The 24,676-nt window shown below is 64.6% G+C and carries 26 protein-coding genes; 9 read left to right on the top strand and 17 right to left on the bottom strand.

Annotated elements, in window-relative coordinates; all coding sequences use genetic code 11:
* Positions 1 to 9 precede the first annotated feature (9 nt).
* The 15 genes from lpdA to FJ425_RS29135 form a co-directional block, all read right to left on the bottom strand.
* Positions 10 to 1,416 (bottom strand): dihydrolipoyl dehydrogenase, encoded by a 1,407-nt coding sequence (gene lpdA, locus FJ425_RS29205; protein WP_140634861.1) that lies wholly within the window; start codon positions 1,414 to 1,416, stop codon positions 10 to 12.
* Positions 1,417 to 1,440: 24 nt separating this feature from the next.
* The gene (locus FJ425_RS29200) at positions 1,441 to 2,196 is read right to left on the bottom strand and encodes an SDR family oxidoreductase (RefSeq protein ID WP_140634863.1); all 756 of its coding nucleotides are present in this window, start codon (positions 2,194 to 2,196) and stop codon (positions 1,441 to 1,443) included.
* A complete protein-coding gene (locus FJ425_RS29195) occupies positions 2,193 to 2,705 on the bottom strand; it encodes a hypothetical protein (RefSeq protein ID WP_140634865.1) in 513 nt (170 codons plus the stop codon). The genes FJ425_RS29200 and FJ425_RS29195 overlap by 4 nt, the downstream gene beginning before the upstream one ends.
* Positions 2,702 to 3,370: a DUF4241 domain-containing protein gene (locus tag FJ425_RS29190; RefSeq protein ID WP_246673536.1), complete on the bottom strand. Its 669-nt coding sequence runs from the start codon at positions 3,368 to 3,370 to the stop codon at positions 2,702 to 2,704. The genes FJ425_RS29195 and FJ425_RS29190 overlap by 4 nt, the downstream gene beginning before the upstream one ends.
* Before the next feature lie 118 nt (positions 3,371 to 3,488).
* On the bottom strand, positions 3,489 to 4,769 hold the full coding sequence (gene odhB, locus FJ425_RS29185) for a 2-oxoglutarate dehydrogenase complex dihydrolipoyllysine-residue succinyltransferase (RefSeq protein WP_140634869.1): 1,281 nt from the start codon (positions 4,767 to 4,769) through the stop codon (positions 3,489 to 3,491).
* A 62-nt stretch (positions 4,770 to 4,831) separates the two neighbouring features.
* Positions 4,832 to 7,819 carry a 2-oxoglutarate dehydrogenase E1 component gene (locus FJ425_RS29180; protein ID WP_140634871.1) on the bottom strand — a complete coding sequence of 996 codons (2,988 nt, stop codon included), beginning with the start codon at positions 7,817 to 7,819 and terminating at the stop codon, positions 4,832 to 4,834.
* A gap of 127 nt (positions 7,820 to 7,946) precedes the next feature.
* The gene (sucD, locus tag FJ425_RS29175) at positions 7,947 to 8,849 is read right to left on the bottom strand and encodes a succinate--CoA ligase subunit alpha (protein ID WP_140634873.1); all 903 of its coding nucleotides are present in this window, start codon (positions 8,847 to 8,849) and stop codon (positions 7,947 to 7,949) included.
* Positions 8,850 to 8,861: 12 nt separating this feature from the next.
* Positions 8,862 to 9,359, bottom strand: coding sequence for a DUF1579 family protein (locus tag FJ425_RS29170; protein ID WP_140634875.1), 498 nt, complete (start codon positions 9,357 to 9,359; stop codon positions 8,862 to 8,864).
* A gap of 3 nt (positions 9,360 to 9,362) precedes the next feature.
* Entirely contained in the window at positions 9,363 to 9,734 is a 372-nt protein-coding gene (locus tag FJ425_RS29165; protein ID WP_140634877.1) for a cupin domain-containing protein, read from the bottom strand.
* Positions 9,735 to 9,748: 14 nt separating this feature from the next.
* Positions 9,749 to 10,129, bottom strand: coding sequence for a hypothetical protein (locus FJ425_RS29160; protein WP_140634879.1), 381 nt, complete (start codon positions 10,127 to 10,129; stop codon positions 9,749 to 9,751).
* A gap of 16 nt (positions 10,130 to 10,145) precedes the next feature.
* Positions 10,146 to 11,339: an ADP-forming succinate--CoA ligase subunit beta gene (gene sucC, locus FJ425_RS29155; RefSeq protein ID WP_140634881.1), complete on the bottom strand. Its 1,194-nt coding sequence runs from the start codon at positions 11,337 to 11,339 to the stop codon at positions 10,146 to 10,148.
* A 24-nt stretch (positions 11,340 to 11,363) separates the two neighbouring features.
* Complete coding sequence (gene mdh, locus FJ425_RS29150; RefSeq protein WP_140545550.1) at positions 11,364 to 12,332, bottom strand: malate dehydrogenase; 969 nt, start codon at positions 12,330 to 12,332, stop codon at positions 11,364 to 11,366.
* Between the two features lie 276 nt (positions 12,333 to 12,608).
* Positions 12,609 to 13,808 (bottom strand): cell division protein ZapE, encoded by a 1,200-nt coding sequence (gene zapE / locus FJ425_RS29145; RefSeq protein WP_140634882.1) that lies wholly within the window; start codon positions 13,806 to 13,808, stop codon positions 12,609 to 12,611.
* 255 nt (positions 13,809 to 14,063) lie between these two features.
* The gene (locus tag FJ425_RS29140; protein WP_140634884.1) at positions 14,064 to 14,603 is read right to left on the bottom strand and encodes a protease inhibitor Inh/omp19 family protein; all 540 of its coding nucleotides are present in this window, start codon (positions 14,601 to 14,603) and stop codon (positions 14,064 to 14,066) included.
* A gap of 197 nt (positions 14,604 to 14,800) precedes the next feature.
* Positions 14,801 to 15,286, bottom strand: a complete 486-nt coding sequence (locus tag FJ425_RS29135; RefSeq protein ID WP_246678060.1) for a VOC family protein — start codon at positions 15,284 to 15,286, stop codon at positions 14,801 to 14,803.
* 80 nt (positions 15,287 to 15,366) lie between these two features.
* Here FJ425_RS29135 and FJ425_RS29130 point away from each other — a divergent pair, with 80 nt between their 5' ends.
* The 8 genes from FJ425_RS29130 to FJ425_RS29095 all read left to right on the top strand — a co-directional run bounded on the left by FJ425_RS29130 (position 15,367) and on the right by FJ425_RS29095 (position 22,619).
* Positions 15,367 to 16,404 (top strand): MBL fold metallo-hydrolase, encoded by a 1,038-nt coding sequence (locus tag FJ425_RS29130; RefSeq protein ID WP_140727664.1) that lies wholly within the window; start codon positions 15,367 to 15,369, stop codon positions 16,402 to 16,404.
* A 30-nt stretch (positions 16,405 to 16,434) separates the two neighbouring features.
* On the top strand, positions 16,435 to 16,596 hold the full coding sequence (locus FJ425_RS29125) for a DUF1328 family protein (protein ID WP_031195454.1): 162 nt from the start codon (positions 16,435 to 16,437) through the stop codon (positions 16,594 to 16,596).
* A 173-nt stretch (positions 16,597 to 16,769) separates the two neighbouring features.
* Positions 16,770 to 17,654 (top strand): diaminopimelate epimerase, encoded by an 885-nt coding sequence (dapF, locus tag FJ425_RS29120; RefSeq protein ID WP_140727663.1) that lies wholly within the window; start codon positions 16,770 to 16,772, stop codon positions 17,652 to 17,654.
* Positions 17,654 to 18,982 carry a tRNA (N(6)-L-threonylcarbamoyladenosine(37)-C(2))-methylthiotransferase MtaB gene (mtaB, locus tag FJ425_RS29115; protein WP_140727662.1) on the top strand — a complete coding sequence of 443 codons (1,329 nt, stop codon included), beginning with the start codon at positions 17,654 to 17,656 and terminating at the stop codon, positions 18,980 to 18,982. Before dapF ends, mtaB begins: the two co-directional genes overlap by 1 nt.
* A gap of 14 nt (positions 18,983 to 18,996) precedes the next feature.
* On the top strand, positions 18,997 to 20,622 hold the full coding sequence (ftsY, locus tag FJ425_RS29110) for a signal recognition particle-docking protein FtsY (RefSeq protein WP_140727661.1): 1,626 nt from the start codon (positions 18,997 to 18,999) through the stop codon (positions 20,620 to 20,622).
* A 62-nt stretch (positions 20,623 to 20,684) separates the two neighbouring features.
* Positions 20,685 to 21,341, top strand: a complete 657-nt coding sequence (locus FJ425_RS29105) for a septation protein A (protein WP_140634896.1) — start codon at positions 20,685 to 20,687, stop codon at positions 21,339 to 21,341.
* An 86-nt stretch (positions 21,342 to 21,427) separates the two neighbouring features.
* A complete protein-coding gene (locus tag FJ425_RS29100; RefSeq protein WP_140727660.1) occupies positions 21,428 to 22,048 on the top strand; it encodes a pyridoxamine 5'-phosphate oxidase family protein in 621 nt (206 codons plus the stop codon).
* A gap of 37 nt (positions 22,049 to 22,085) precedes the next feature.
* A complete protein-coding gene (locus tag FJ425_RS29095; RefSeq protein ID WP_140727659.1) occupies positions 22,086 to 22,619 on the top strand; it encodes an NADPH-dependent FMN reductase in 534 nt (177 codons plus the stop codon).
* A 196-nt stretch (positions 22,620 to 22,815) separates the two neighbouring features.
* Here FJ425_RS29095 and FJ425_RS29090 read toward each other — a convergent pair whose 3' ends face one another.
* Positions 22,816 to 23,022, bottom strand: a complete 207-nt coding sequence (locus FJ425_RS29090; protein WP_140727658.1) for a 4-oxalocrotonate tautomerase family protein — start codon at positions 23,020 to 23,022, stop codon at positions 22,816 to 22,818.
* 28 nt (positions 23,023 to 23,050) lie between these two features.
* Complete coding sequence (locus FJ425_RS29085; RefSeq protein ID WP_140727657.1) at positions 23,051 to 23,971, bottom strand: SMP-30/gluconolactonase/LRE family protein; 921 nt, start codon at positions 23,969 to 23,971, stop codon at positions 23,051 to 23,053.
* Positions 23,972 to 24,250: 279 nt separating this feature from the next.
* On the opposite strand from FJ425_RS29085, the gene FJ425_RS29080 reads away from it, so the two are divergent.
* Positions 24,251 to 24,415 (top strand): hypothetical protein, encoded by a 165-nt coding sequence (locus FJ425_RS29080; RefSeq protein WP_246678058.1) that lies wholly within the window; start codon positions 24,251 to 24,253, stop codon positions 24,413 to 24,415.
* Positions 24,416 to 24,676 lie beyond the last annotated feature (261 nt).

Genomic DNA, 24,676 nt, shown 5'->3' with positions numbered 1-24,676 from the left:
TGACGCCTTTCAGATGTGAATAGGCTTGAAGAACGTGGCCAGCGCCGCTTCCTTGACCGCTTCCGACATCGTCGGATGCGCGTGGCAAGTCCGCGCCAGGTCTTCCGAGGAGCCGCCGAACTCCATCAGCACCGCCGCCTCGTGGATCATCTCGCCGGCGCCGAAGCCGACGATATGGACGCCGAGCACGCGGTCGCTTTGTTTGTCGGCCAGGATCTTCACGAAGCCGTCGGTATGCAACATGGCGCGCGCGCGGCCATTGGCGCTGAACGGGAATTTTCCGGCCTTGTAGTCGATGCCGGCCTTCTTCAGCTCTTCTTCGGTCTTGCCGACCGAAGCGATCTCCGGGCTGGTGTAGACGACGCTCGGGATGACGTCGTAATTCACATGGCCGGCCTGGCCGGCGATCGTTTCGGCCACCGCGACGCCCTCGTCCTCGGCCTTGTGCGCCAGCATCGGCCCGGCAATGACGTCGCCGATGGCATAAATGCCAGGCACATTGGTCCTCAAATGCCCGTCGGTCTTGACGCGGCCGCGCTCGTCGACCTCGACGCCGGCTTCCTTCAGCCCGAGGCTGTCGGCATAGGGGCGCCGCCCCGTGGCGACCAGCACGACGTCCGCCTCAATGGTTTCGGCCGCGCCGCCCTTGACCGGCTCGAAGGTGACGCTGGCGCCCTTCTTGACCTTGGAGACGCCGGTGACCTTGGCGCCGAGCTTGAACTCGAAACCCTGCTTAGAAAGCAGCCGCTGGAACTGCTTCGACACCTCGCCGTCCATACCGCCCAGGATAGTGTCGAGGAACTCAACCACGGTGACCTTGGCGCCGAGCCGGGCCCACACCGAGCCGAGTTCCAGCCCGATGACGCCGCCGCCGACGACGACGAGGCTGGCGGGCACCTTGGCCAACGACAACGCGCCGGTGGAGGAGACGATCGCCTTCTCGTCGAAATCGACCTTGACGCCCGGAATGCCGGCGACATCCGAGCCGGTGGCGATGACGATGTTCTTGGTCTCGATCTCCTCGACCTTGCCGTCCTCGCCCGTCACTGAAACCTTGCCGCCGGAAATCACCTTGCCGGTGCCGCGAAAGGAATCGATCTTGTTCTTCTTGAACAGGAACGCGACGCCGTTGACGTTGGACGTCACCGTCGCGTCCTTATGTGCCATCATCTTCTTCAGGTTGAGCTTCGGCGCCGGTAGCTCGATGCCCAGCGTATCGAAGGCATGGCCGGCTTCCGCGAACATCTCGGAGGCGTAGAGCAGCGCCTTCGACGGGATGCAGCCGATGTTGAGGCAGGTGCCGCCGAAGGTGGCGTTCTTCTCGACCACCGCCGTCTTCAGCCCGAGCTGTGCCGCCTTGATGGCGCAGACATAGCCGCCCGGTCCCGATCCGATGATAACGACGTCATAAGCCATGATGGTGTCCTTCTGGTCTGGCCCTCAGCGGCCGCCGCTCACATTCAGGATCGCGCCCGTTATATAGGAGGCCGCATCCGACAAAAGATAGAGAACCGCGCTGGCGACTTCGTCGGCTGTCCCGGCGCGTTTCATCGGCAGCAAATCCTGCATCCGCGCCACCCGATCGGGCTGGCCGCCCGAGGCATGGATTTCGGTCTCGGTGATGCCGGGGCTGACCGCGTTGACGCGAATGCCTTCGAGCACCACCTCACGCGCCAGGCCGATGGTCATGGTGTCGATCGCGCCCTTGGAGGCGGCATAGTCGACATATTCGCCGGGCGAACCCAGCCTGGCCGCTGCCGAGGACAAGTTGACGATGGCACCGCCCTGGCCGCCGTGTCGCGTCGACATGCGCTTGACCGCTTCGCGGGCGCAGAGAAAGGAGCCGACGACATTGATGCGCATCATGCGCTCCAGCCGCGCCGCGCTCATCTCGTCGACCCGCGCCTTGACGTCGACGATGCCGGCATTGTTGACGAAGGCATCGAGCCGGCCGAACGCCCGGTCGACGGCTTCGAACATCGCCAGGACATCGGCCTCGTTGCCGACATCGCCTCTGACCGCGAAAGCATCGCCGCCACCGGCTTTGAGCTCGGCGACCAGCATGTCCGCCGCCGCCTGGTTGGAGACATAGTTGACCGCCACCCGGTAGCCGGCTTGGCTTGCCTGCCGGCAGATGGCGGCGCCGATGCCGCGGCTGCCGCCGGTAACCAGCAGCGTCTTTTTCTCGGCGCTCATTCCTGGCAGCCTTTCAGCACGAAGATGTCCCAAGGCACCTTGGAGAAACCGGCGGGACCATAGGCGGCCGACATCTCCAGCGACGCTCCGAGATCGGGAAAGATCAGGCTTTTCGGTGCCTCGGCGCCTTCGGCCGGCAGCAGGCCGATCGTGCCCTTGTCGTCGGCGCTGTAGACGACGCCTTCCCAGACCGTGCAGGCGGCAAGCTCCTCGCCGGTGACGTCGCCGGTCGGGCATTTGTACATCAGCGAGCCATGCGGCCGCGCGGCCGATCCCTCGGTCCACATGGCAATGCCGTCGAGCACGACATTGTTGTCGAGGATCATGCGGAAATTGTTGGTGATCGTCGCCGAACTGCCGGCCGGCGTGAAATCGATCTCGGCGCCGCTCTTTGCTTCGCCATAGATGGCAAGCTGGATCGGGCAGGCGGCCTCGGCGCTGGAATTCACTGCCGTAAGCGCCAGCGATCCGGCCATCAATCCGATCATGGGCGAGGCGGCACTCGTCATCGCTTGCCCTGGTCGCTTTCGCGGCCGTCGGCGTTTTCGAGCACGCCGAAGTCGGTCATCAGGACCACCGGCTCACCCGCCGCGTCCAGCCCCCAGAAGGACGGATAGAAACCATCGCCCCAGCCGCTCCAGAATATCGCAATGTTGACCGGATTGCCGGCGGCCGGACGGTGCATGACGAACCGGTCCTGGTTGGGCGCGAACTCGGCCGCCAGCACATCGTCATAATAGTTCTGATCGGGCTTCAGCTTGTCCTGCGCGGCCGTCATCAAGGCCATCGCCGCCTTGTCCATGAACGAGCCGAGGCCGGCATCGACGGGATAGCCGAAGATTTCGTCGCCGTTCAGCGTCGAGACGTCCTGGCCGGGCAATGTGGCGAGCTCCCAGCGCACCGGCACGCCCGGCCGGAAGCGAAGGAACGCCGCGGCCACGCGACCCTGCGCCTCGAACAGCGCGACCGGATAGTGCCCGGGCTTCACCCTGCGCGCCAGCGCCGGCCAGTCGTCGGTCGTGATCAGAGGATCGCAGGCGATGATCTCGCCGGTCGGGAGTTCGAGCTCGCCGATCGGCGTGACGGTGATCTTGCGCTCTGCCAATTGCGCGTCGCTGAGCGCAAAGATGCCGAAATTGCTGCTGGCCGTCGCCGGATCCCAGTCGGCGGCCATTGCGGGCGACGGGATGGCGGCGGAGAGGCCAAGCAGGAAGATGCTACGCCGCAAGCCGCATGCCGTCCGGCCGAGCCCGAACCGTTCCAGCCAGCCGCTCATTGCGGATCGGCTCCGATCACAGATCGAGCACCAGCCGCTCGGGATCCTCCAGGCTTTCCTTGACCCGCACCAGGAAGGTCACCGCTTCCTTGCCGTCGACGATGCGGTGGTCGTAGCTCAGCGCCAGATACATCATCGGCCGGATGACGATCTGGCCGCCGACCACCATCGGCCGCTCCTGGATCTTGTGCATGCCAAGAATGCCCGACTGCGGCGCGTTCAGGATCGGCGTCGACATCAGCGATCCGTAAACACCACCGTTAGAAATCGTAAACGTCCCGCCTTGCATATCCGCCACCGACAGCTTGCCGTCGCGCGCGGCGAGGCCCAGACGGCCGATCTCCTTCTCGATCTCGGCGATGGACATCTGGTCGGCATCGCGCACCACCGGCACCACCAGCCCCTTGTCGGTGCCGACGGCAACGCCGACATGGGCGAAGTTCTTGTAGATGATGTCGGTGCCGTCGATCTCGGCATTGACCGCCGGGATCTCCTTCAGCGCGTGCGTCACAGCCTTGGTGAAGAAGCCCATGAAGCCGAGCTTCACGCCATGCTTCTTCTCGAACACGTCCTTGTACTTGGACCGCAGCGCCATCACCGCGCTCATATCCACCTCGTTGAAAGTGGTGAGCATGGCGGCGGTCGACTGCGCCTCCTTCAGGCGGCGCGCGATGGTCTGGCGCAGCTTGGTCATGCGCACGCGTTCCTCGCGCGGCGCATCGGCGGTCGAGGACGGCGCCCGGGCAACGACCGGCGCTGGAGCCGGAGCAGCCTTCGGCGTCTCGGCCGGCTGGGAAGGGGCGCCCTTGGCGATGGCGTCGAGCACGTCGCCCTTCAGCACCTGGCCGCGCTTGCCGGAGCCGGACAACTGGTCGACCGAGAGATTGGCCTCCGCGATCAGCTTGGCGGCGGCAGGCGCCGGCGGCATGGTGCGCGGCTCGATCTGGCCGGCATCGCCAGCGATTCTGGCGGTTTCGGCCGCGGCCTGCTTGCCGGTGGATGCGGCATCCGGGCTGGAAGCCTGGGCGACTGCCTGCGGCTTGGTCGCCGGGGCCGCGCCGCCCGCCGAAATCGATCCGAGCAACGCCCCGACATTGACCGTCTCGCCTTCCTTGACGGCGATCTCGGCCAGCGTTCCGGCGCCCGCGGCGGGCACTTCCACCGTCACCTTGTCGGTTTCGAGCTCGACCAGTGGCTCGTCGGTGGCGATCGCGTCGCCGACCTTCTTGAACCACTTGCCGACAGTCGCCTCGGTGACGGATTCGCCGAGAGTGGGGACGCGGATTTCGGTAGCCATTGTGCCTGTCCGTTGTCTTCTTGAGGTCTGTTTCGTCCGGTCTGCTTACCCGCCCGGCGCCCTTATTCGCCGAGAGCGTCGTCGAGCAGCGCGGCCAGCTGGCTGAGATGCTTCGACATCAACCCAGTCGCCGGCGAGGCCGAGGCCGGCCGGCCGGTGTAGCGCACCCGCTGATGCTTGGCGTCGATATGCGCCAGCACCCATTCGAGATAGGGATCGATGAACGACCAGGCGCCCATGTTCTTGGGCTCTTCCTGGCACCACACCATCTCGGCGTTGCGGAAGCGTGACAGCTCGGTGATCAGCGCCTTGGCCGGGAACGGATAGAGCTGTTCGACGCGCAGCAGGTAGATGTCGTTGATGCCGCGCTTCTCGCGCTCCTCATAGAGGTCGTAATAGACCTTGCCCGAGCACAGCACGACACGGCGGATCTTGGAGTCCTTCACCAGCTTGATCGGCTGGTCGGCCAAGAGCTGCGCATCGTCCCAAAGCAGGCGGTGGAACGAGCTTTCGCCCGACATTTCCGGCAGCGTCGACACCGCCCGCTTGTGGCGCAGCAGCGACTTCGGCGTCATCAGGATCAGCGGCTTGCGGAAGTCGCGCTTCAACTGCCGGCGCAGGATATGGAAATAATTGGCCGGCGTGGTGACGTTGGCGACCTGCATGTTGTCTTCGGCGCAAAGCTGCAGGAAGCGCTCCAGCCGCGCCGACGAATGCTCCGGCCCCTGGCCCTCATAGCCATGCGGCAGCAGACATACGAGACCCGACATGCGGAGCCACTTGCGCTCGCCCGACGAGATGAACTGGTCGAACACGACCTGGGCGCCATTGGCGAAGTCGCCGAACTGCGCCTCCCAGAGCGTCAGCGCCTTGGGCTCGGCCAAGCTGTAGCCATACTCGAAGCCGAGCACCGCCTCTTCCGACAGCATCGAGTTGATCACCTCGTAGCCGGCCTGCGCCGCCGACAGGTTGTTGAGCGGGATGTAGCGGTTCTCGTCGCGCTGGTCGTAAAGCACCGAATGGCGCTGCGAGAAGGTACCGCGCTCCGAATCCTGCCCGGAAAGCCGGATCGGATTGCCGTCGAGCAGGATGGCGCCGAAGGCCAGCGCCTCGGCCGTCGACCAATCGATACCTTCGCCCGACTCGATCGCCTGGCGGCGGTTTTCGAGGAAGCGCAGGATGGTCTTGTGCGCCTCGAAGTCCTTCGGCACCTCGGTCAGCTTCTTGCCGATCTCCTTCAGCGTGCGCACCGGCACGGCGGTCTTGCCGCGCCGCTGTTCGTCCTGGTTGTCGGCGGTGCGCAGGCCCGACCACGCGCCGTCCAGCCAGTCGGCCTTGTTGGGCTTGTAGTGCTGGCCGACTTCCCATTCGGCTTCCAGATGCGCGCGCCAGTCGGCCCGCATCTTGTCGACCTCGGCCTGGGTGACGTGGCCTTCGGCGATCAGCCGGTCGGCATAGATCTGCACCACGGTCTTATGGCTGCGGATGTTGCGGTACATGATCGGCTGGGTGAAGGACGGTTCATCGCCTTCATTGTGGCCGAAGCGGCGGTAGCAGAACATGTCGACCACCACCGGCTTGTGGAACTTCATGCGGAATTCGGTCGCTACCTTCGCGGCATGCACCACCGCTTCCGGATCGTCGCCATTGACGTGGAAGATCGGCGCCTCGATCATCTTGGCCACATCCGACGGATAGGGCGAGGAGCGCGAGAAGCGCGGATTGGTGGTGAAACCGATCTGGTTGTTGATGATGAAATGCAACGTGCCGGCGACGCGATGCCCGCGCAGGCCCGACAGGCCGAGGATTTCCGCGATCACGCCTTGGCCGGCAAAGGCGGCGTCGCCGTGCAGCAGCAGCGGCATGACCTTGGCGCGCTCCGACAGCGGCACGATCTCGCCGCGCTCACGGCCGGACAACTGATCCTGCTTGGCGCGCGCCTTGCCCATCACGACAGGGTCGACAATTTCCAGATGCGAGGGATTGGCCGTCAGCGACAGGTGCACCTTGTTGCCGTCGAACTCGCGGTCCGACGAGGCGCCGAGGTGGTACTTGACGTCGCCCGAGCCTTCGACCTCGTCGGGAGCCGCCGAGCCGCCCTTGAATTCGTGGAAGATGGCGCGGTGCGGCTTGGCCATGACCTGGGAGAGCACGTTGAGGCGGCCGCGATGCGCCATGCCGAGCACGATTTCCTTCAGGCCGAGCTGGCCGCCGCGCTTGACGATCTGTTCCAGCGCCGGGATCAGCGACTCGCTGCCATCGAGGCCGAAACGCTTGGTGCCCTTGTACTTGACGTCGATATATTGCTCGAAGCCCTCGGCCTCGACCAGCTTCGACAGGATCGCCTTCTTGCCAGTGGCGGTGAAGGTGATCTCCTTGTCGGCGCCTTCGATGCGCGCCTGAATCCAGGCCTTCTCTTCCGGGTCGGAGATGTGCATGAACTCGACGCCGAGCGTCGAGCAATAGGTGCGGGTCAGGATATCCAGCATCTGCCGGATGCTGCCGAATTCGAGCCCGAGCACATTGTCGAGGAAGATCGGCCGGTCGTAATCGGCTTCGGTGAAGCCGTAATTCTCCGGCGACAGCTCGTTATAGTCCTCGAGCGGCTTGGCGATGCCGAGCGGGTCGAGATTGGCGTGCAGGTGGCCGCGCATGCGGTAGGCGCGGATCATCATGATGGCGCGCACGGAATCGCGCGTCGCCTGGTGCACGTCGGCGTCGGAAAGCACGGCGCCGTTGATGACGGCCTTTTCCTTGACCTTCTTTTCGATCGCCTTTTCGACCAGACCCCAATTGCCGTCGAGCGCCGAGACCAGCTCGCCATTGGCCTGCAGCGGCCAGGAAGGCTTCGCCCAGGAGGCGCCCTTAGCGTTCTTGCGGACATCGCCCGCGTCGTCCTTCAGCGCCGCGAAGAAATCCTGCCACTCCGGATCGACGGAGGCCGGATTGTCCTCATAGGCCGCGTAGAGCGCGTCGATATAGTCGGCATTGCCGCCATAAAGGAATGAGGTGAGCGAGAATTGGTCGTTGGCCTGATCTTGTCTTGCCATTTTCGTCTGCGGAGCCTGGCTCCGTCTCCTTTTCTGGAAGGGAGTAGGGGAGTAAGGCAGTAGGGGAGTAGGGCATTTTTGCCGCTGATCTTTCCCTACTCCCCTATTCCCTTACTCCCCTACTCCCTTAACCCTTGATCGCCTCGACCAGCGTCGTGCCGAGCCTGGCCGGCGACGGCGACACCTTTATGCCGGCCGATTCCATCGCCGCGATCTTGTCTTCCGCGCCGCCCTTGCCGCCGGAGATCACCGCGCCCGCGTGGCCCATGGTGCGGCCGGCCGGCGCGGTGCGCCCGGCGATGAAGCCCGCCATCGGTTTCTTGCGGCCGCGCTTGGCTTCGTCCTTGAGGAACTGTGCGGCGTCTTCCTCGGCCGAGCCGCCGATCTCGCCGATCATGATGATCGACTTGGTCTCGTCGTCGGCGAGGAACATCTCCAGCACGTCGATGAATTCGGTGCCCTTGACCGGGTCGCCGCCGATGCCCACCGCTGTGGTCTGGCCGAGGCCGACATTGGTGGTCTGGAAGACTGCCTCATAGGTAAGCGTTCCCGAGCGCGAAACAACGCCGACCGAGCCCTTGCGGAAGATGTTGCCGGGCATGATGCCGATCTTGCATTCGTCGGGCGTCAGCACGCCCGGGCAGTTCGGGCCGATCAGCCGCGAGATGGAGCGGTCGAGCCGCGCCTTGACCTTGACCATGTCCATCACAGGGATGCCTTCGGTGATGCAGACGATGAGCGGGATCTCGGCCTCGATCGCCTCGATGATGGCCTCGCCGGCTCCCGCCGGCGGCACGTAGATGACGGAGGCGTTGGCGCCGGTCTTTGCCTTGCCCTCGGCGACGGTGGCGAAGATCGGCAGGTTTTCGCCTTTCGAACCGGTCCAGGTCTCGCCGCCCTTCTTCGGGTTGATGCCGCCCACCATCCGGGTGCCGTGATAGGCCAGCGCCTGCTCGGTATGGAACGTGCCGGTCTTGCCGGTCAGACCCTGGACCAGCACCTTGGTATTCTTGTCGACGAGAATGGACATCGTGGCCCTTTTCTAAAAACCGTTGATCGAGGAAGGCGGAACGCGCCGGTAGAGGCCGCTCACCATGTCTTGCCATGCATCGCTGCCGGCGGGCTTGAACTGAAGTTTCATGCGGTAGGCGTCAGCGCCGTCAAAGCTGTACGCCGCGCGCGCGGCACCGCGCGGCGACGAGCGTTCCAGCATCAGCTCGCTGCCGTTCCACCTGCCGGTAGCCGGCGACATCGGCACGAATCCCATCGAGTCGAACTGATGCATGGTGACGAGGCCGCTCTGCTGGTCGAAGCCGAACACATTATGCGCGCCGAACGAGACGGTGCCGTCGCGGCGCTGGCGATAGCGCTGCACCACGAACAGGCCGCCGAACTCAGCCTCGGACTGCACTTCCGACGTTGCCGTGCCGGCATCGGTCCATTGCGTGGCCGCAATCTCTTCCTCGCCGCGCCACGCGCCGACCAGCGCCTGCAGGCGTTGGTGGCCGCCCGAGAGGGAAGAGAAGGGTGACGCGTTCATGGCTCAGAGCCGCTTCAGGTCGGTGACGGTGAGGTCACTCCGGGCGTTGCCCGTGTTGAGCGTCGTCGCCGGCTCGAACATCAGCACCACCGGCTCCTTCGTCAGCGAGCGCGGCCGATGCTCGACGCCGCGCGGCACGACGATGAAGTCGCCCTCGCCGAGCTCGACCGGCCCGTCGCGGAAGTCGATGGCGATCCTGCCGCGCAGCACGAGAAAGGCTTCGTCCTCATGGTCATGCGCATGCCAGTCGAAAACCTCGCCGAACTTGGCGACCTTGGCCTGGGCATCGTTGACGTCGCCGGCGATATGCGGATCGAAGACCTTGGCGATCTTCGCGTCCGCCGCCTCGACCAGGTTTATCTTGCGCGGAGGCATCCGCTCATTCCTTTTCATCTGGCGTCCGCGAGGCGCTGGTCGCCAATCTCATCTCTCAGATAATGGTGAGGCATAAGGCCAAGAACGTTCTCTTTGCCGTACATCCAACCTCTCATTTTCATCGAAGGTTTGAACGGACTCTTCCCGCTTCCAACGACAACGTACCACTCGCGCCCAACCTCGTCTGATGCCCGGTACAGCCAGAAATGCCGCTCATCTTCCGTTTGCTCAGCGACCGCGCCGTGCACTTTGTAGTGCATCGGCTTCTCGTCCAACTTCGAATGATCGTGGCACCAACAAAGATACTGCTCGATTTCATCGATCGAATACGGACACGCGGCCGGCTGATCGAGGCTTTGAACTTCTTCCTCCCAATGGACTGGGAAGCTACTCACGCAGCGCTCTCCTTGGTTAGCCCTTCACCGCCTTGACGATCTTCTTGGCCGCGTCATCCAGATCGTCGGCCGACACGACATTGAGGCCGCTGTCGTTGATGATCTTCTTGCCGAGCTCGGCATTGGTGCCTTCGAGACGCACGACCAGCGGCACCTTCAGGCCCACTTCCTTGACCGCGGCGATCACGCCCTCGGCGATGACGTCGCACTTCATGATGCCGCCGAAGATGTTGATCAGGATGCCTTCGACGGCCGGATCCTTGGTGATGATCTTGAACGCCGCCGTGACCTTTTCCTTGGAGGCGCCGCCGCCGACGTCGAGGAAGTTAGCCGGCTCGGCACCATAGAGCTTGATGATGTCCATCGTGGCCATGGCAAGGCCGGCGCCGTTGACCATGCAGCCGATATTGCCGTCGAGCGCGACATAGGCGAGGTCGTATTTCGACGCCTCGATCTCCTTCTCGTCCTCCTCGGAGGTGTCGCGCAGCTCCATCACGTCCGGATGGCGGAACAGCGCATTGTTGTCGAACGACACTTTGGCGTCGAGCACGCGCAGATGCCCGTCCTTCATGACGATCAGCGGGTTGACCTCGAGCAGGCTCATATCCTTCTCGGCAAAGGCCTTGTAGAGGATCGGGAACAGCGTCCCGCCGTCCTTCGCCGCATCGCCGTCGAGCTTCAGCGCGGCGTTGAGCTTCTTCACCTCGTCGGCGCTCACACCCTTTTCCGGATCGATGGCGACGGTGACGATCTTTTCCGGCGTGTCGTGGGCGACCGTCTCGATATCCATGCCACCCTCGGTGGAGACGACGAAGGCGATGCGGCCGACCGAGCGGTCGACCAGGATCGACAGATAGAGCTCGCGCTCGATGTCGGCGCCGTCCTCGATATAGAGGCGGTTGACCTGCTTGCCGGCAGGCCCCGTCTGCTTGGTGACCAGCGTGTGGCCGAGCATCTCGTTGGCATTGGCGACGACTTCCGCCGCCGACTTCGCCAGGCGCACGCCGCCCTTGGCATCGGGGCCGAGCTCCTTGAACTTGCCCTTGCCGCGGCCCCCGGCATGGATCTGGCTCTTCACGACATAGAGCGGGCCGGGCAGCGCTTCTGCCGCGGCTTCTGCCTCGCCGGCCTTGAACACCGGAACGCCGCTTGCGACCGGCGCGCCAAACGTCTTCAGCAGCGCCTTGGCCTGATACTCATGGATATTCATGCGCGTGGTCTCCGGGAAGGACTGTTATTTGCCGGCGAGATGCGGGGCGATCTTGGTGCAGGCCTCGGTCAAGCCCTGGACCGCCGCGACCGAGGAATCGAACATCTTCTGCTCGGCCTTGGAGAGGTCGATCTCGATGACGCGCTCGACGCCGCCGGCGCCGATCACCACCGGAACGCCGACATAGGTGTTTTTGACGCCATACTGGCCCGAGAGGTGCGCGGCGCAGGGCAGCACCCGCTTCTTGTCCTTGAGGTAGGATTCGGCCATCGCGATCGCCGACGCCGCCGGCGCGTAATAGGCCGAACCGGTCTTCAACAGGCCGACGATCTCGGCGCCGCCGTCGCGGGTGCGCTGCACGATCTGGTCGAGCTTTTCCTTCGAGGTCCAGCCCATCTTGATGAGGTCGGGCAGCGGGATGCCCGAGACGGTCGAATAGCGGATCATCGGCACCATGGAATCGCCGTGACCGCCGAGCACAAAGGCGGTGACGTCCTCGACCGAGACCTTGAACTCTTCGGCCAAGAAGTAGCGGAAGCGGGCGCTGTCGAGCACGCCGGCCATGCCGACGACATGGCTGGTCGGCAGGCCGGAGAACTTCTGCAGGGCCCACACCATGGCGTCGAGCGGGTTGGTGATGCAGATGACGAAGGCCTTCGGCGCATATTTCTTGAGGCCGGCGCCGACCTGTTCCATGACCTTGAGGTTGATGCCGAGAAGGTCGTCGCGGCTCATGCCCGGCTTGCGCGGCACGCCGGCGGTGACGATGCACACATCCGCGCCCTCGATGCCGGCATAGTCGTTGACGCCGGTCAGCCTGGAGTCGAAGCCGTCGACCGGCGAAGACTGCGCGATATCGAGACCCTTGCCCTGCGGAATGCCCTCGGCGATGTCGAACAGCACCACGTCGCCGAGATCCTTGAGGCCGATCATATGGGCGAGCGTGCCGCCGATCATGCCCGAGCCGATGAGCGCTATCTTGTTGCGTGCCATGTGAGGATGTTTTCCTTTGTCTGTGACGAAGTCGTGACGGGCCGGAGGGCCGAAAGGATGCGGGAAACCGCGAGATTTGGCCGCACCGAATAACTCCGGCGCGGAAGAAATTCAAACGATTATTTTGAGCCTAACGTTTTCAATCGGTTAGATGTATCGGGAATTACGTAAACGTCAAAGTTTGTGAGCCGACCGAGGAGAATTTACACAATGAACGTCGAAATCAGAAGGCTTCATCCGGGCGATGACGCGGTTGTGATTTAAGCAGGGCACCCTCTAACGCCGGCGGGACAGCGCCCCCGCAGGCTGCGTCCTGTCGCGCCGTTCCGCCCAGCCGTCCAGCCAGTCGCGGCTCTGCATCTCGACCAGGCGCGAGGCTGTACGCTCGAATTCGAACACTTCCGTGCCGCGCTTGGCCGTATAAAGCCGCTCGGGCGGCGCCGCCGCGCTCATCACCAGCCGCATGCGGTGGTCGTAGAGCGTGTCGATCAAAAGGATGAAGCGCTTGGCCTCGTTGCGCTTGCCTTCGCCCAGCACCGGCACATGGTCGATGAAAACGGTCGAGAAGCGGCCGGCAATCGCCAGATAGTCGCGCGCGCCGAGCGGCTTTTCGCAGAGGTCGGCAAAGGAAAAGCGCGCGACATCGCCGGCGGCGCGCGGCACGACAAGCTGGCGGCCTTTCAGCGTCAGCGTCACCTCGCCGGTTGGCTGGCCATGCGTCATCGCCTTCCAGGCCTCGTCCAGCGCGCGCTCGGCCGCAGCGTCGTCCGGCGTGACATAGACCGGCTGGCGGTTGAGCTTTTCCTGCCGGTAGTCCTTCTCGGCATCCAGCGCCATCACATGGGCATTGCGCTCCAGCAACGAGATGAACGGCAGGAAGAGCTGGCGGTTCAGCCCGTCGCGATAAAGGTTCTCCGGCGCCACATTGGAGGTGGCGACCAGCACCACGCCGCTGGCGAACAGCGCCGAGAACAGGCGCGACAGGATCATCGCGTCGGCGATGTCAGTGACCGAGAATTCGTCGAAGCACAGCACCCAGGCTTCATCGGCGAGCGCCCGCGCCACCGGCGGGATCGGATCGTCTTCCTTGACCGTGCCTTCCTTGCGCGCCTGCCGGTGCCTCTGGATACGGTCCTGCACATCGGCCATGAAGTCGTTGAAATGCACGCGGCGCTTGCGCCGGACCGGCAACAGCTCGAAGAACATGTCCATCAGCATGGACTTGCCGCGCCCGACGCCACCATGGATATAGAGGCCTTTGACGGGCTCGCGCGACTGCCGCTTGGCCGCGAACAGCCAGCCCAGCGCGCTCGATTTATGCGCCAGCCTTTTGGCCGAGATCTCGTCGGTCAGCCGGTCGAGCGCGGCGACGATGCGCTCCTGCGCCGGGTCGCGCTCAGCCGCGCCGCTCTGGACGAGATGGTCGTAGCGCTGCCTGACGGTCGCGTGGGTCTGGATACCGTCGCGCAGATGCATGGGTCCGGTCTTTTGCATTTTTTTGCGCGGAACGCCTGAGGAAGGGCCGGGGTGTGTTGAGATTCAGGTCAGGCCGAGTCGAAAATTGCGGGTTCCGAGAACCGGAGCGGAGCGTACTTGAAGTACGTGAGCACCGGCCTTCGCCGGCCATAGCCTTAATTTAACTGCCACGCCACTCCTCAGTGCTTCGGCCGGCGAAGACCGGAAGCCGGCATCTGCAGGCCGGCCTCACCTGAATATCAGCACACCCTCGCGTTATCTTGTAAGCGAGATCGGCTGCCCGTTGGAAGTCTGGCCGTCGAACTTTTCGCCGCCGGACGAATAGAGCCTGGCCAGCGTGCCGCCGTTCTCGTCGTAAAGCGTCAGCTGCTTGCCGGCGACATTCCACGACTTGATGCCGTCGATCGGCGCCGGGCAGTGCAGCGGACCGGCGCGGTAGCCGGCGCCGAACTTGGTCTGCGGCGTCGCCACCTTGCAGCTCTGCCCGGAGACATTGACGTTCCAGACGCCGGCGACGCTGGCCGCGGTGAGATCGGTGGCGCCGGCAGGCGCGGTGCCGTCCGGCGGCAGCGAGGCTACCTGGGTGTTCTTCGGAGCGGTCGGGAATTGCGACGCATCGGCGGCGCCGGGGGAAGCCGGCGGCGGCAGCTGATTCTGCGTCACCGTTCCGGAGGGCGCCGGGGTCAGCGGCGCCGGCTGCTGGTCGTCCATCGACGAGAAGCGCGAGGTCGAGCAGCCGCCCGCAACGAGCGCGGCCAGCGATACGGCCACAAGGCCAGTCCTTGAAAAATGCATTTACCACCTCCGTCGGATCTGGCCGGGGGGAGCCATCCGCGTAATCTCCGCTTCACCAAGACGGCGAAGGTGGCAGAATTTCAACCCGATATGGTTAAAATAGGGTTTTCGAAGCGGCTGTTGCAAATTTATCGCAGCTGAGGGCCACGGTCCGGAAGCTGCCGCTGAAAACCTTATAGTCTATTGAAATATCAACATTAAATCCTGGCGCTCGGCACGAAGACATAACCATCCGGGCCGACGATGTAACATTCGCGCAAGCCATGCGGCTTGTCGATCGAGCCGGCCAGCACGATGTGGCCGAGCGCGGCCGCCTTTTTCTCGACCGAGTCCGGATCGGCGCCGTAAAGGCGCAGTTCGATACCGGCCCCGCGAGTCTCGGCGCCTGCGGTGACGCCGGTCATCGGATTGTCCAGATAGGAATGGTCAGCGTGGAGCATGAAGATCGAGCCCAACAGCTCGATCGCCGCGAAATCCTCGTCGCCATAGATAATCCGGGCGCCAAGCACGTCGCGGCAGAAGGCCTCCATAGCCGCGATGTCGGTGACCAGCAGGTTGACGCCGACCCCAAGCGGCAGCGAGCGGCCGAAATCCTCGGCCTTCATCCACGGTGTCTTGGTTCGCTTCATTACCATGACGATCACCCCTGTCTGCCGATCGTAGACGAGCCCGGCTTCGGCCATTGGCATGCGGCGGCAAAAATGCTTGCGCCAGGCCGGCGCGTCCTTATCTCAGGAAACGACGCAAGCGGGCGGGAGACAGCATGGCCGCGAGAACAGGAACCGCCAACCGCTACTACAGCGGGCCGCCCAGCGATCATTTCGACGGCGCCCTGTTCTTCAATCCCGGCGGCAAGCCGCCCGGGAGCTTCACCGATCTCCTCAAATGGCAATTCGGCGGCGGGCGGGCGAACTGGCCGGCTTCGGTTCCGAGCCCGTATCCCCCGGCGAAGCCGGACATACGGGTGGAAGGCAGCGCGCTGAGGCTCACCATGGTCGGCCATGCTTCGCTTCTCATCCAGACGGCGGGGTTGAACATCCTGACCGATCCGGTCTGGTCGGAGCGTGCCTCGCCTTTCGCCTTCGTCGGGCCGAGAAGGGTTAATGCGCCGGGGATTGCCTTTGCCGACCTGCCGCCGATCGATCTGGTCCTGGTCAGCCACAATCACTACGACCATCTCGACCTCGCCACGCTGAAGCGGCTGGGGGAGAGACACGACCCGCTGGTGATCGCGCCGCTCGGCAATGACGCCATCATCGGCCGCGCGGCGCCCGGCATGCGGCTCAGCGTGCATGATTGGGGCGACAGGCTCGATGCCGGCACGGCAGCCATCCATGTCGAGCCGGCGCATCACTGGTCGGCGCGCGGCGGGCGCGACCGCCGCATGGCGCTGTGGGCGGGCTTCGTCATCGAGACGATGGCCGGCAAGATCTACTTCGCCGGCGACACCGGCTTCCATGACGGCATCAACTACCGGCTGATGGCGCAAAAGCATGGCGGCTTCCGCCTCGCCATCCTGCCGATCGGAGCCTATGAGCCGCGCTGGTTCATGGCGCCGCAGCACCAGAACCCGCAGGAGGCCGTTCAGGGCATGAAGCTGTGCAACGCCGCCTTCGCCGCCGGCTGCCACTGGGGCACCTTCCACCTTACCGACGAGCCGGTCGAGGAGCCGGCCCGGAAACTGGCCGAGGCGCTGGCCGCCGAAGACCTGCCGCCGGAGCGTTTCCGTGCCATGCGACCGGGAGAGCTATGGGACGTGCCAGCCATCTACAAAGGAACCCAAACCGGCCAAACGCGTTGATCGGACGACGCAAACCGCTGGAGCTTCCCCATGATCAGGTGGATCATCATCCTTCTCATCATTGCCGCCGCCGCGAGCCTGCTCGGCATGCCGGCTTTGGCAGGCGCGGCCGCTACCGGCGCGCGCATCCTCATCGGCATCGTGCTGATCATCTTCCTGCTGATCGTGCTCGGCGTCTTCGCGGTAACATAAGCGCGACCACTTGGTCGTCGCTGGCGCGACCGCCAGATCGTCGCTGCGCGACCGGTCGCCGCGCGGCCTCTTCTTCGTCGTCGCCAGAGCCAACGCCGGACTGGTAATTCCCGCCCGTTTCCGCCATATAGCGCCCAAACGGATTGGCCAAACGGATTGGAACGACCGGTTAGATGGCAGGCAGCGCCCCCTTCGCCAAGATGAACGGCATCGGCAACGAGATCATCGTTGCCGATATGCGCGGCCGCGCCGACAAGGTGACGGCGGCGGCCGCGATCGCCCTCAATGACGACGCGGCGACGAAGTTCGACCAGATCATGGCGATCCACGACGCGAAGACGCCGGGCACCGCCTATTATGTCGACATCCTGAACTCCGACGGCACCAGCGCGCAGGCTTGCGGCAACGGCATGCGCTGCGTGGTGCAGGCTCTGGCCGCCGAGACGGGCAACAAGAGCTTCACCTTCGAGACCCGCGCCGGCATCTTGAATGCGCAGGAGCATGCCGACGGCCTTATCTCGGTCGACATGGGCAAGCCGCGTTTCGGCTGGCAGGAGATCCCGCTGGCGGAAGAGTTTCGCGACACCCGCATGATCGAGCTGCAGATCGGCCCGATCGACGCCCCGGTGCTGCATTCGCCCTCGGCGGTGTCGATGGGCAACCCGCACGTGATCTTCTGGGTTGACAACGACGTCTGGTCTTATGAGCTGGACCGCTTCGGCCCGCTGCTTGAGAACCATCCGATCTTCCCCGAGCGCGCCAACATCACCATCGCCCAGGTGACTTCGCCTCGCACGATGATCATCCGCACCTGGGAGCGCGGCGCCGGCCTCACCAAGGCCTGTGGCTCGGCGGCTTGCGCCGCCGCGGTGGCGGCGGCCCGCACCAGGCGCACCGGCCGCAGCGTCACGCTGCTCACGCCCGGCGGCGGCGAGCTCAACGTCGAATGGCGCGACGACGACCACGTCGTCCTGACAGGTGCCGCCGAATGGGAATTTTCCGGCAGCTTCGATCCCTCGACCGGCGCCTGGGTTCGCGACACCGAAAGCGCCGCCTGATGTCCGCCCTTCAAAAAGGCGTGGTATCCCAAGCCTCCACCACGACAGGCATCGACGTCGTCACCTTCGGCTGCCGCCTCAACACCTATGAATCGGAAGTGATGCGCCGCGAGGCCGAAAACGCCGGCCTGGGTGAGCTCAATGGCGGCGCCTTCATCTTCAACACCTGCGCCGTCACCGCCGAAGCGGTGCGCCAGGCCAAGCAGGCGATCCGCAAGGCGCGCCGCGAGAACCCTTCAGCCCGCATCATCGTCACCGGCTGCGCGGCCCAGACCGAGCCGCAGAATTTCGCCGCGATGGACGAGGTCGACCTGGTGCTCGGCAATGAGGAGAAGCTCAAGGCCAACTCCTACCGCGCGCTGCCCGATTTCGGCGTCAACGACACCGAGAAGGCGCGCGTCAACGACATTTTTTCGGTGCGCGAGACGGCAAGCCACATGGTCGACGCCATCGAGGGCCGCGCGCGCGCCTTCGTGCAGGTGCAGAATGGCTGCGACCATCGCTGCACCTTCTGCATCATCCCCTACGGCCGCGGCAACTCGCGCTCCGTGCCGATGGGCGCGGTGGTCGAGCAGGTGAAGCGGCTGGCCGGCAACGGCTATGCCGAGATCGTTTTGACCGGCGTCGACATGACGAGCTTCGGCGCCGACCTGCCGGGGGCGCCAAAACTCGGAAAGCTGGTGAAGACGATCCTGCGCCAGGTGCCCGACGTGAAGCGGCTGAGATTGTCCTCGATCGATTCCATCGAGGCCGACGACGACCTGCTCGACGCCATCGCCACTGAACAGAGGCTGATGCCGCATCTGCATCTGTCGCTGCAGTCGGGCGACGACATGATCCTGAAGCGCATGAAGCGCCGCCATCTGCGCGACCAGTCGATCCGCTTCTGCGAGGACGTGCGCAAGCTGCGTCCGGGCGTCGTCTTCGGCGCCGACATCATCGCCGGCTTCCCGACCGAGACCGAGGCGATGTTCGAGAATTCGGAAAGAATAGTCGAGGAATGCGGCCTGACGCATCTGCACGTTTTCCCGTTCTCGCCACGCGAAGGCACGCCGGCCGCGCGCATGCCGCAGGTTCGCCGTGAGGTGGTGAAGGCGCGCGCCGCGAGGCTGCGCGTCGCCGGCGAGGCCGCCTACTGTCGTCACTTGTCGTCGCTCTCCGGCACACGGCAATCGATTCTGGTCGAGCGCGACGGGCTTGGCCGCACCGAAGGTTTTACGCTGGCCGCGATCGACGCCGGCGCGCCCGGCGAAATCGTCGACGCCATGGTCGCCGGCCATGACGGCGCCCGACTGATTGCGGCCCCGCTTGCCGCGCAAGCCGCCTGAGAACTGCGAGACGCATGGCTGGTTTCTTCAAGAAGATATTTTCGTTCGGCAGGAAAGAAGTCGTCGAGGAGCGCGTCGACGAGACGCTGCCGCCGATCAAATGGGACGCGCTGGAGGCGCTGAAGCCGGAGGCTGAGCCTCAACCGGTCCCCGAAGAGCCGAAGCCGGAGCCCGCTCCATCCATCCCGCCGGTGCCAGAACCCACCATTCCCGCCGAGCCGGAACCGCTGCCTCAGCCCGAGCCGGAAGAAGAGCCGCAACCGGCGCCCGAGAAGCCGGAGACGCCTGCCCCTGAGGAAGTGCCGCCGGCACAACCTGAGCCTTTACCCGCGCCAGCACCCGAACCTGCTCCGCAGGAAGTGCCCGCACCTGTGCCGACTCAGCCTGACATCGAGCCTTCGCGTCCGGAACCGCTGCCTGAGCAGCCACCGGTCGAAGTGCCGACGCCGCCTGCCGAAGTCCCGGTCGAAACGCCGGCGCCCATCGAGGTTCCGCCAGCGGCGCCGCCCTCTGTGGAACCATCCGCCGAAGCCGTAGCGGAAATCGCGCCTCCTATTCGACAGCCCGCGCCCGTCGAGCTGCAGCCGATCCATGCCGAGATCGCACCGGAGCCGGAGGCTTTGCCGTCGCCGTCGACACCCGCCCCCTCTGCCGGCAAGGTAACGGTCTCAAAAAAGGTCGAACAGAAGGCCGAGCCGGTGAAGGCGCCGGAGCCGGCGCCGCGGCGCTCCTGGTTTCAGCGCATGCGCGAAGGGCTTGCCCGCTCATCGCGCGAGCTCACCGGCAACATCGCCGGCGTCTTCACCAAGCGCAAATTGGACGAAGACACGCTGCAGGACCTGGAGGACGTGCTGATCCGCGCCGATCTCGGCGTGGAAACCGCGCTGCGCGTCACCGATTCGCTTGCCTCCAGCCGCTACGGCAAGGATGTCTCGGACTCGGAAGTCCGCGCCGTGATGGCGGCGGAGGTGGAGAAGGTGCTGGCGCCGGTCGCCAGGCCGCTCGAGCTCGACCTCAGCCACAAGCCGCATGTCGTCCTGGTCGTCGGCGTCAATGGCACCGGCAAGACCACCACCATCGGCAAACTGGCCGCCAAGCTCACCGATGGCGGCCTCAAGGTGATGCTAGCCGCCGGCGACACGTTCCGCGCCGCCGCGATCGAGCAGCTCAAGATCTGGGGCGAGCGCACGAAATCGCCGGTCGTCGCCTCCAAGCTCGGCGCCGATGCGGCGGGCCTTGCCTATGACGCATTCGAGAAGGCCAAGGAGGCCGGCTCCGACGTGCTGATCATTGACACGGCTGGGCGCCTGCAGAACAAGACCGAGCTGATGGCCGAGCTGGAGAAGATCGTGCGCGTGCTGGGCAAGCTCGATCCCGAAGCGCCGCACACGGTGCTGCAGACGGTCGATGCCACAACCGGCCAGAACGCGCTGAACCAGGTTGAGATCTTCCGCAACGTCGCCGGCGTCAACGGCCTGGTGATGACCAAGCTGGACGGCACGGCGCGCGGCGGTATTCTGGTGGCGATCGCCGCCAAGCACCGGCTGCCGGTCTATTTCATCGGCGTCGGCGAGCAGGTCGACGACCTTGAACCGTTTTCCGCCAGCGAATTCGCGAGAGCCATCGCCGGCGTGGCTTGAACAAGGCGCGATCTTGCAAGGCCGCCTGCTTTTCGGCCAGATCGTGCGCAAGAAGGACTTTTATGAATATCATCGAACGCGACCCGTCCGATCCACGCCGCAAGCCGATCAACCCCGGCTTGAAGTTCCTGCTCGAGCTTGGCCCTGGCCTGGTGTTCTTCTTCACCACCATCCGCGGCGAGTGGCTGGCCGAGAAATTTCCGGTGCTCGCCCATCTCGGCGAGCCGATCCTGATCGCCACCGCCTTCTTCATGGCCGCGACGGCGCTTTCGCTGAGCGCCTCCTGGCTGCTGACGCGCAGCCTGCCGCTGATGCCGCTGGTCTCGGCGATCGTCGTGTTCGTCTTCGGCGCGCTGGCGCTTTACCTGCAGGACAAGACCTTCGCCTTCATGAAGCCGACGATCATCAATTCGCTGTTCGGCGTCACGCTGCTCGGCGGGCTGCTGTTCGGCCGCTCGCTGCTCGGCTACGTCTTCGATTCCGCCTTCCAGCTCGATGCCGAGGGCTGGCGCAAGCTGACCTTCCGCTGGGGCCTGTTCTTCCTGTTCCTCGCCGTGCTCAACGAGGTCGTGTGGCGCAACTTTTCCGAGGCGACCTGGCTTTATTTCAAGGTCTGGGGCACCATCCCGATCACTTTGCTGTTCACCTTCAGCCAGATGCCGCTGATCATGCGCCACTCGCTGGAGGAAAAGTCCAAGCAAGAGAAGGCCGGAAACTAAAGCAATTCCAGGAAAAGCGGCTGCCGGTCGGGTTCGGCGACTTCGCCGTAATCTCCGTCCGGAATTGCGTCAGAAAGGGGGGCGGTATGGAATTCCTCACTACGCATGACGAGCTGAGGACGGTCTACAAGACGCCCCGGCCGACCGACGGCTCGATCCGCAAGGAGCTCAAGGCCCTCGACGGCCATTGCCGCTCCTTCATCGGCAAGAGCCCCTTCGTCCTGATCGGCTCCTCCGACGGCGCCGGCAATGCCGACGTCACACCCAAGGGCGACAAGCCCGGCTTCGCCGCCATCCTCGACAACTCCACCATCGCCATTCCCGACCGTCCCGGAAACAACCGTCTGGACACGCTGGAAAACATCATCCGCAACCCACCGGTCGGACTGCTTTTCCTCATCCCGGGCATGAACGAGACGCTGCGCGTCAATGGCGACGCCCGCATCACCGTCGATCCCACCTTGCGCGAACGCCTGGCCGTCGACGGCAAGGAGCCGCAGAGCGTGATCGTGGTGACGGTCAAGGCCGCCTATATGCATTGCGCCAAGGCCTTCATGCGCTCTGATCTGTGGAAGCCTGAGACCTGGTACGACCGCGCGACCCTGCCGACCCTCGGCCAGATCATCCGCGACCAGCTGGCGCTCAGCGAAAGCGCCGGCGAGATCGACCGCGAGCTGGACCACGATTACCGCCAGACCATGTGGTAGGCTTGCCGAACGACTCAACCGTTCGTCCGGCTCTCCCTTGATCGAGATCATCGCCATATCGGGCAGCCTGCGCGCCGCCTCGACCAACTCGGCCCTGGTTGCCGCATTGGCCGCCAACGCGCCCGCGGCCTGCCGCGTCGAGGTTTATGATGGCCTCGGCCGCTTGCCGATCTTCAATCCCGACGACGAGGGCGCGCGCACGCCGCCCCAAGCGGCGGCGCTGATCGAGGCGGTGACCCGCGCGGACGGCGTCATCGTCTCCTGCCCGGAATATGCGCATGGCATGCCGGGCGGCCTGAAGAACGCGCTCGACTGGCTGGTCTCGCGCGACGCCGCGGTCGGCAAGCCGGCGATGCTGGTTCACGCCTCGCCCCGCTCGCTCTATGCGCGGGCGGCGCTGGCCGAGATCATGCGGACGATGTCGTTCGCGATGTATGAGGAGACGGCGCTGGAGATCGCGCTGCTGGGCAAGAAGCCGGCGGAGGTGGAGATGATCCTTGGCGAAGATGCGAACCGGCAGGCGATGCGGGGAGCGATCGAGGCTTTCGTGGGGGTTATTGGCGGACGGTGAGTGGCGCGTCTTCCCCTTCTCCCCTTGTGGGAGAAGGTGGATCGGCGCGCAGCGCCGAGACGGATGAGGGGTGTTCCAGCGGAGTGAGACGACGGCGACCTCGTCGCTGGACAAACGGCGTCGCCAAGCTGGAGCACCCCTCATCCGACCTCGCTTCGCGAGGCCACCTTCTCCCACAAGGGGAGAAGGAAAAGAGCTACCCCTTCCTCCGCGTCTCGACATCGGTCTTGCCGATATACCAGTCGCGGGCGTTGACCTCCTCGAACACCACCCAGACATCGTCATTGCCGAGCCCGGTGGCGTCCATGATGGCCGCAGTCACCTTCTTGGCGATGTCGGCCTTCTTGCCGGCCGGATCGGCGGCGATCACTTCCTTGACGATGCGGATGTTGACGAATGGCATTTTTCTCTCCCGCTGATATGCCTCGCTGTCAGTACGTCTTGGCCCCGTTCACCATGAGCCGCACCATGTAGAGCGAGGTGGTGCCGGCGATGTAGAGGCAGTTGAGCTTGTTGCCGCCGAACACGCAGTTGGCGGTCACTTCCGGCACCTTGACCTTGCCGATCAGCGTGCCGTCGGGGTCGTAGCAATGGATGCCGTCGGCAGCACTTGTCCAGATGCGCCCGTCCGAATCGAGCCTGAACCCGTCGAACAGGCCGGCGGTGCAGTCGGCGAACACCTTGCCGCCGGAAACCTTCTTGCCGTGCTTGCCGACATTGAAGACGCGCATATGCGCGGGGTTCTTCTCGCCATGCGTGCGGCCGGTGTCGACGACATAGAGCAGGCTTTCGTCGAGCGAGAAGGCGAGCCCGTTCGGCCGCACCATGTCGGTGATGACCGCCTCGACATCGCCGGTCTCGGGATCGACGCGATAGACATTGCAGGCGCCGATCTCGCTTTCGGCCTTGTCGCCCTCATAGTCGGTGTCGATGCCGTAGCTCGGATCGGTGAACCAGATCGAGCCGTCGGAGCGCACCACCACGTCGTTGGGCGAGTTCAGCCGCTTGCCTTTCCATTTGTCGGCGATGGTGGTGACCGAGCCGTCGAACTCCGTCCGGCTGACACGGCGGCCGGAATGCTCGCAGGTCACCAGCCGGCCCTGCCGGTCGACCGTGTTGCCGTTGGAATTGCCGGACGGCTGCCGGAACACGCTGACGCTGCCGTCGGTCTCGTCATAGCGCAACATGCGGTTGTTCGGGATGTCGGACCAGACGACGTAGCGACCGGCGGCGAACCAGGCCGGTCCTTCCGCCCAGCGGCATCCGGTGAACAACTTCTCCACCTGCGCGTTGCCGTTGAACAGGCGCGCGAAGCGCGGATCGAGAACTTCGTAATAGTCAGCGGCCGCCATCAATTTCCTCCCGGCATCAGGTGACGGGCGGATCAAGCCAGCCCGCAGCCGTTCTGGCAAGACGGCAGGCCAGCAATTTGTATGACAAAAACGGATGAGAACTGCATGACGCCGGACGACCCTGCATGGCCGCGCGCCGGATACACGGCCCGTTAGCGCGCAATTAACCGGCTATGCGCTGGATGCAATGGTGCATTGCAACATCTTTCTTTTGCAATGCATCATTCCTGTGTCATGCTGGCAATCGTCAGGGAGGAACAACGAAGAAGGTACCCTGTCATGTTCGACAATATTGTCTCCCGCGCCCGCGCCACCATGGCCAAGCGCCGCCACTACAACCGCCTCGTCGCCGAAATCGAGAACCTGTCCAGCCGCGATCTCGCCGATCTGCGCGCCGACCGTTCCGAGATGCTCTACCAGATCCACAAGCAGATCTACGGCTGAGCGGCAGGCCGATCGTTCGGCCACTTCGTCATTCTCGGGCTTGACCCGAGAATTCCGTGACTTTCGAGCACCGCTGGGGTGCAAACACGCGCGCCCACAAGCGCCAATTCTGGAGCGCCGCATTCCTCGATCGACGTTGCGGAATAGATTCTAGGGTCTGCGCCGCGTCGCTTCCCTCCTTGCTTCGCCCTAGAATGATGGGTGGACGGCCCCTTGCGGCATCGAATGTGCCAAACTGGCCGTGTTGAAACCCCAGCGGAG

Source organism: Mesorhizobium sp. B2-7-2 (assembly GCF_006440775.1).
Classification (GTDB): Bacteria; Pseudomonadota; Alphaproteobacteria; order Rhizobiales; family Rhizobiaceae; genus Mesorhizobium.
The sequence above is the reverse complement of the archived record's forward strand: the minus strand, read 5'-3'. Positions and strand labels throughout refer to the sequence as shown.

What these genes read in the sequence shown, in the direction of transcription:
- lpdA (WP_140634861.1), bottom strand. Translation starts at nt 1,416, where the DNA reads ATGGCTTATGACGTCGTTATCATCGGATCGGGACCGGGCGGCTATGTC.
- FJ425_RS29200 (WP_140634863.1), bottom strand. Translation starts at nt 2,196, where the DNA reads ATGAGCGCCGAGAAAAAGACGCTGCTGGTTACCGGCGGCAGCCGCGGC.
- FJ425_RS29195 (WP_140634865.1), bottom strand. Translation starts at nt 2,705, where the DNA reads ATGACGAGTGCCGCCTCGCCCATGATCGGATTGATGGCCGGATCGCTG.
- FJ425_RS29190 (WP_246673536.1), bottom strand. Translation starts at nt 3,370, where the DNA reads ATGGCCGCCGACTGGGATCCGGCGACGGCCAGCAGCAATTTCGGCATC.
- odhB (WP_140634869.1), bottom strand. Translation starts at nt 4,769, where the DNA reads ATGGCTACCGAAATCCGCGTCCCCACTCTCGGCGAATCCGTCACCGAG.
- FJ425_RS29180 (WP_140634871.1), bottom strand. Translation starts at nt 7,819, where the DNA reads ATGGCAAGACAAGATCAGGCCAACGACCAATTCTCGCTCACCTCATTC.
- sucD (WP_140634873.1), bottom strand. Translation starts at nt 8,849, where the DNA reads ATGTCCATTCTCGTCGACAAGAATACCAAGGTGCTGGTCCAGGGTCTG.
- FJ425_RS29170 (WP_140634875.1), bottom strand. Translation starts at nt 9,359, where the DNA reads ATGAACGCGTCACCCTTCTCTTCCCTCTCGGGCGGCCACCAACGCCTG.
- FJ425_RS29165 (WP_140634877.1), bottom strand. Translation starts at nt 9,734, where the DNA reads ATGCCTCCGCGCAAGATAAACCTGGTCGAGGCGGCGGACGCGAAGATC.
- sucC (WP_140634881.1), bottom strand. Translation starts at nt 11,339, where the DNA reads ATGAATATCCATGAGTATCAGGCCAAGGCGCTGCTGAAGACGTTTGGC.
- mdh (WP_140545550.1), bottom strand. Translation starts at nt 12,332, where the DNA reads ATGGCACGCAACAAGATAGCGCTCATCGGCTCGGGCATGATCGGCGGC.
- zapE (WP_140634882.1), bottom strand. Translation starts at nt 13,808, where the DNA reads ATGCATCTGCGCGACGGTATCCAGACCCACGCGACCGTCAGGCAGCGC.
- FJ425_RS29140 (WP_140634884.1), bottom strand. Translation starts at nt 14,603, where the DNA reads ATGCATTTTTCAAGGACTGGCCTTGTGGCCGTATCGCTGGCCGCGCTC.
- FJ425_RS29135 (WP_246678060.1), bottom strand. Translation starts at nt 15,286, where the DNA reads ATGGCCGAAGCCGGGCTCGTCTACGATCGGCAGACAGGGGTGATCGTC.
- FJ425_RS29130 (WP_140727664.1), top strand. Translation starts at nt 15,367, where the DNA reads ATGGCCGCGAGAACAGGAACCGCCAACCGCTACTACAGCGGGCCGCCC.
- FJ425_RS29125 (WP_031195454.1), top strand. Translation starts at nt 16,435, where the DNA reads ATGATCAGGTGGATCATCATCCTTCTCATCATTGCCGCCGCCGCGAGC.
- dapF (WP_140727663.1), top strand. Translation starts at nt 16,770, where the DNA reads ATGGCAGGCAGCGCCCCCTTCGCCAAGATGAACGGCATCGGCAACGAG.
- mtaB (WP_140727662.1), top strand. Translation starts at nt 17,654, where the DNA reads ATGTCCGCCCTTCAAAAAGGCGTGGTATCCCAAGCCTCCACCACGACA.
- ftsY (WP_140727661.1), top strand. Translation starts at nt 18,997, where the DNA reads ATGGCTGGTTTCTTCAAGAAGATATTTTCGTTCGGCAGGAAAGAAGTC.
- FJ425_RS29105 (WP_140634896.1), top strand. Translation starts at nt 20,685, where the DNA reads ATGAATATCATCGAACGCGACCCGTCCGATCCACGCCGCAAGCCGATC.
- FJ425_RS29100 (WP_140727660.1), top strand. Translation starts at nt 21,428, where the DNA reads ATGGAATTCCTCACTACGCATGACGAGCTGAGGACGGTCTACAAGACG.
- FJ425_RS29090 (WP_140727658.1), bottom strand. Translation starts at nt 23,022, where the DNA reads ATGCCATTCGTCAACATCCGCATCGTCAAGGAAGTGATCGCCGCCGAT.
- FJ425_RS29085 (WP_140727657.1), bottom strand. Translation starts at nt 23,971, where the DNA reads ATGGCGGCCGCTGACTATTACGAAGTTCTCGATCCGCGCTTCGCGCGC.
- FJ425_RS29080 (WP_246678058.1), top strand. Translation starts at nt 24,251, where the DNA reads ATGTTCGACAATATTGTCTCCCGCGCCCGCGCCACCATGGCCAAGCGC.